Source organism: Lentilactobacillus dabitei (assembly GCF_019061365.1).
GTDB classification, from domain to species: Bacteria; Bacillota; Bacilli; order Lactobacillales; family Lactobacillaceae; genus Lentilactobacillus; species Lentilactobacillus dabitei.
This window is the reverse complement of sequence record NZ_JAHPPD010000130.1, coordinates 1-4852: the sequence shown is the minus strand read 5'-3', so window position 1 is coordinate 4852 and position 4852 is coordinate 1. Positions and strand designations below refer to the sequence as shown.

General features: G+C 31.9%; 4 protein-coding genes and 1 pseudogene. 2 read left to right on the top strand and 3 right to left on the bottom strand.

Translation table 11 applies throughout. The features are described 5' to 3' along the window. Nucleotides 1–563: 563 nt before the first annotated feature. The 3 genes and pseudogenes from KTE19_RS12840 to KTE19_RS14365 form a co-directional block, all read right to left on the bottom strand. Nucleotides 564–1547 (bottom strand): glycosyltransferase, encoded by a 984-nt coding sequence (locus KTE19_RS12840; RefSeq protein WP_217342440.1) that lies wholly within the window; start codon nt 1545–1547, stop codon nt 564–566. Beyond that, on the bottom strand, nt 1544–1777 hold the full coding sequence (locus tag KTE19_RS14200) for a GT-D fold domain-containing glycosyltransferase (RefSeq protein ID WP_217342439.1): 234 nt from the start codon (nt 1775–1777) through the stop codon (nt 1544–1546). Before KTE19_RS14200 ends, KTE19_RS12840 begins: the two co-directional genes overlap by 4 nt. Then, nucleotides 1774–1965: pseudogene (locus tag KTE19_RS14365) on the bottom strand (GT-D fold domain-containing glycosyltransferase); the annotation flags it as partial. The pseudogene KTE19_RS14365 and the gene KTE19_RS14200, both read right to left, overlap by 4 nt. 67 nt (nt 1966–2032) lie before the next feature. Here KTE19_RS14365 and KTE19_RS12825 point away from each other — a divergent pair. Both KTE19_RS12825 and KTE19_RS12820 read left to right on the top strand, forming a co-directional pair. Next, on the top strand, nt 2033–2713 hold the full coding sequence (locus KTE19_RS12825; RefSeq protein WP_217342438.1) for an IS6-like element ISS1N family transposase: 681 nt from the start codon (nt 2033–2035) through the stop codon (nt 2711–2713). 409 nt (nt 2714–3122) lie between these two features. Continuing rightward, a complete protein-coding gene (locus KTE19_RS12820) occupies nt 3123–4541 on the top strand; it encodes a flippase (protein ID WP_217342437.1) in 1419 nt (472 codons plus the stop codon). The last annotated feature ends 311 nt before the right edge of the window (nt 4542–4852 follow it).

Here is a 4852-nt window from a genome sequence, read left to right as displayed (position 1 = left end):
ATGATTTATTTGAGCTGTGGCAGGTAAACGCGGTTCTGAATGTCTCTTAAAACCTGTCTCAAATATTGACTTCAATCCAGGTTGCAAGGTACAAGATAAACATCCCATAACTCTTTGGTAAAATACCGTTCCGTGTAACATATATCGAAGAATAGAGTACTAAACTAAACATAATGAAGTTTTTAAACTGTATAAAATTAATCAAAAATGGAAAAGGTAACCACAATAATACAAATAAACTCAGATTTTGAATATATCTTTGAACACAATAGCCCATGAGTGCTAGGACAAAAAAACCACTAAAAACTTAAATTGTAGGAAGGAAAAACCATGAATTAAGAACCAATGACTAACCTGTGAGTATCCATATTCAACCCCCCCATTGTCATTATAGTAGGAAGAATAATAGACTATCGTGTCCTGAACCGTATCCATAGGTATATAGACAATAAATAAGACCGATGTAAGTATACTAAAAAACCTAGCCACTTATTCTTTTTATAAATCAATACCGCAATGAGATTCAAAATCCAAATAAATATAAATAAGATTAAAAATTATATTCACTTCCAGTGTTTACCTTTTACCAGTCTGTAAAGTTTATATCCAACATAAGAAGAAAAAACATACATTTTTATCCGTTTAGTATGTCTTTTTTCTATTGAAATATAATCTTTAAATACTTTTTTTCTGATTGGATTTAATTCATTATACAATTTTTTCGAATCTGGAAAAGAAGCTAATGTTGTCACAACTAATTTACCAACTACTGCTCCCAATTCCCGAATTTTATACTGATCATAAAAATCTAATAAGTCATATATTACAAAAATGGCGTCGTCCGAAAAGAATTTTTCCGGGTGATTACTCATAATAGACCCAGAGCGTTTCCTATATCTATACAATCTTAGGGAAATAACAACAATGTTTTTACTAAAGTAAAAAACTTTCGGCGTAAAATTGTTATCTTCAAATTTTTTTCCAACAGAAAATAGTAAATCGTGTTTTTCAATCACAGAGCGTTTTGTTACAAATGACCATGCAGTTATTGGTATCTCATCTTTAGACAATGCAGTTAATATTTGCTCACTTGTACACAAATCTTTTTGACGATAAATACTTCCATGCCCATAATTACTGTCCAAAGCATTTCCAAATTCATCAATGCTACTATAATCAAAGATAAGTGTATCCGGTTGACTGTATTTATAGCAACTAGTCAAAATTGTCTCCACAAAATTGATTTCTATTTCATCATCTGAATCCAAAAAAAAGATATATTCTCCAGTTGCATTAAGTATACCGATATTCCTGGCTGAAGATAAACCCTGATTAACTTGTTGCAACAACTTTACCGAAAATTCTTGTTCACTGCCTGCCATTATTTCTTTCAAAATTTGCATGCTTTCATCAGTTGATCCGTCATCAATAAAAATAACCTCAAAATTCTTGTTCGTTTGTTTCACTAGAGAATTTACTAAACTACCAATATACTTCTCAACATTGTATATTGGAACAATAATAGATAAAAGAACATTTTTTTTCATTCTATTCGCCCTAAAATTTTAAATTGATTATAATTAGCTATTTTATTGAATTGACTGTCGCTCACTTCATTAACTGTTCTATTTTCTAGCGGCGTCTTCTTTTTTGCTTGCATTAGATACCATTGATATTCAACATCTAGATGTCCAATATCGATAACTTGAAATCCATTATCGGCTAAATCGTAAGACAGAACCGTTGCTGTGGGGCCAATGGCTAATAGTACTATCAAGTTTTTTTATCGCAGGTCTTAATAGTCTCTCTAGTCAATTCTAAAATTTGTTCGTATTTCGAAAATGCATTCTTACTAGGAACTATGATTTTAGAAACCTCTGCAGCAGTGCCCAAAAGATCGTTGTCATAGCCAAAATTAGTCTTTTCACCCTCAACTATTAAACCTTTATTATTATACCAGGTTCTGTTGCAAAGTTTTCCAAAAAATCTATTTTAGTGTAAAATTGAGAAAAAAGACAGAGAGGACAGAGTAATGAATCATTTTAAAGGCAAACAATTCAAAAAAGACGTCATTATTGTCGCTGTTGGTTACTACCTGCGTTACAATCTAAGCTATCGTGAAGTTCAGGAATTGTTATATGATCGTGGAATAAATGTTTGTCATACTACGATTTATCGTTGGGTGCAAGAGTACAGCAAAGTCCTCTATTATCTTTGGAAGAAGAAAAATAGACAATCCTTCTATTCATGGAAAATGGACGAAACCTATATCAAAATTAAGGGACGTTGGCATTATCTTTATCGTGCAATTGATGCGGACGGCTTAACCTTAGATATCTGGTTACGAAAGAAACGGGATACGCAAGCAGCCTATGCTTTCTTAAAACGACTCCATAAACAGTTTGGTGAGCCGAAAGCAATTGTGACTGATAAAGCACCTTCTCTTGGCTCCGCCTTTAGAAAGTTACAGAGTGTGGGTTTACATACTAAGACAGAGCACCGAACTGTGAAGTATCTTAACAATTTAATAGAACAAGACCATCGACCTATTAAACGACGGAATAAATTTTATCAAAGTCTCCGTACAGCCTCTTCCACGATTAAGGGCATGGAGACCATTCGAGGAATATATAAAAAGAACCGAAGAAATGGAACGCTCTTCGGCTTTTCGGTGTCTACTGAAATCAAGGTATTAATGGGAATACCAGCCTAAGATATTTGGAGTTCAGAGAGGGCGCGTTTGATTTTCAAACTTCGCAACAGAACCCATTAAGCCGTTAAACGAAAATGCAAAGGGTTCATATACAATTATGTTAATTACGGATTTTTTATATCTTCAATGGGTTCATTGATCACTGAATTTGATTATCTTGTTTTAATGAATGTGAAGTCATTCGGTTAAGGGGAGTCTTTGATTTGTCTAGTTAGCTATCTGGACAGATGTTAAGTGTTAATTAAAGTGAAGGCAGATGAAAACTTATTAAAAGTTATTCTGCTTGATTAAGAATGGTAAGATTTCACCATCTAGATACTTTTATTAGAACTTAGGTGGACAGGAGAATCCAATTTTTAATCCTTCCTGTTATATAGTTTTTGTTTAATATTTTTCGGGAGGGCTATTAATGCAAATTGCAAAAAATTATCTTTATAATGCAATATATCAGGTCTTTATAATGATTGTGCCATTACTTACCACACCCTATTTGTCAAGAATTTTGGGCCCTTCAGGTATTGGAATTAACTCATATACCAATTCTATTGTTCAGTATTTTGTTTTATTTGGTAGTGTAGGAGTCGATTTGTATGGGAATCGTCAGATTGCCTTTGTTAGGGATAATCAGTTCAAAATGTCTAAAGTCTTTTATGAAATATTTATTTTAAGACTATTAACAATATGTTTATCATATTTTTTGTTCGTTGTTTTTTTAACCATTAATGGTCAGTATCATGCATACTATTTGTCTCAATCCATTGCTATAGTTGCAGCTGCATTTGATATCTCTTGGTTTTTTATGGGAATTGAAAATTTTAAAGTAACTGTATTAAGAAATTTTATAGTTAAGTTACTTGCTCTATTCAGTATTTTCCTATTTGTCAAATCTTACAATGATTTGAATATATATATATTGATAACAGTTTTATCTACATTAATTGGTAATTTAACTTTTTTCCCAAGTTTACACAGATATCTCGTAAAGGTTAACTATCGTGAATTAAGGCCAATAAAGCATTTAAAGCAATCTTTAGTTATGTTTATCCCACAAGTTGCTGTCCAAATTTATTGGGTTTTGAATAAAACAATGTTAGGTTCATTGGATTCTGTCAGGAGCTCCGGCTTTTTTGATCAGTCTGATAAAATAGTTAAACTGGTTTTGGCTATTGCTACTGCAACAGGTACTGTCATGTTGCCACGTGTTGCAAATGCCTTTGCACATAGAGAGTATAGTAAAACTAAGGAATACATGTACGCAAGTTTTTCTTTTGTGTCGGCAATTTCGATTCCTATGATGTTTGGTCTTATAGCTATTACTCCTAAATTCGTGCCACTTTTTTTTACATCTCAATTTAGTGATGTTATTCCTGTGTTAATGATCGAGTCAATCGCAATTATTTTAATAGCTTGGAGCAACGCAATAGGTACTCAATATCTTTTACCAACTAATCAAAATAAGTCATATACAGTTTCGGTGATCATTGGAGCGATAGTCAATTTAATGTTAAATATTCCACTGATTATATATCTAGGTACTGTTGGTGCATCAATTGCAACTGTACTTTCTGAAATGTCTGTAACTGTGTATCAACTTTTTACAATTCATAAACAGCTTAATTTGCATACACTGTTTTCGGGTTTATCTAAGTATTTAATTGCAGGATTAGTGATGTTTCTAATTGTCTTTAAAATTAGTTTGTTAACACCGACATCTTGGATATTCATACTGTTGGAAATTACTGTGGGCATAATTATTTATGTTGTTTTATTAATATTTTTAAAGGCAGAAATAATTAATAAGCTAAAGCTTATTATGCATAAATGGTAGATTGTAAAATTAATCCGAACAGCGTTCGGATTAATTTTACAATCTACCTTATACCGACATTTATAGAATGCTTAAAATTACTTCTTTCATATTTTTATCTTTTATCAACTCCATTTGATATTTTTTATATCATATTAGGCCTTCTTTCTGAGTTAATTGGATTATTTATATATAAAGTTGGTAGGTGCTTAGTAATATAGCAAAGGGGAAAACGTCTATAAAGCGTTTTCCGGTAGCGTCAAGAATCTTGTGTAAATGAAATGCCTTCGTACATATAATATGTATCTAACTTAAATAAATGATGCTTCCAA

Bases quoted from the DNA above. Each gene is read 5' to 3' on its own strand.
- KTE19_RS12820 (WP_217342437.1), top strand. From the start codon at position 3,123: ATGCAAATTGCAAAAAATTATCTTTATAATGCAATATATCAGGTCTTT.
- KTE19_RS12825 (WP_217342438.1), top strand. From the start codon at position 2,033: ATGAATCATTTTAAAGGCAAACAATTCAAAAAAGACGTCATTATTGTC.
- KTE19_RS12840 (WP_217342440.1), bottom strand. From the start codon at position 1,547: ATGAAAAAAAATGTTCTTTTATCTATTATTGTTCCAATATACAATGTT.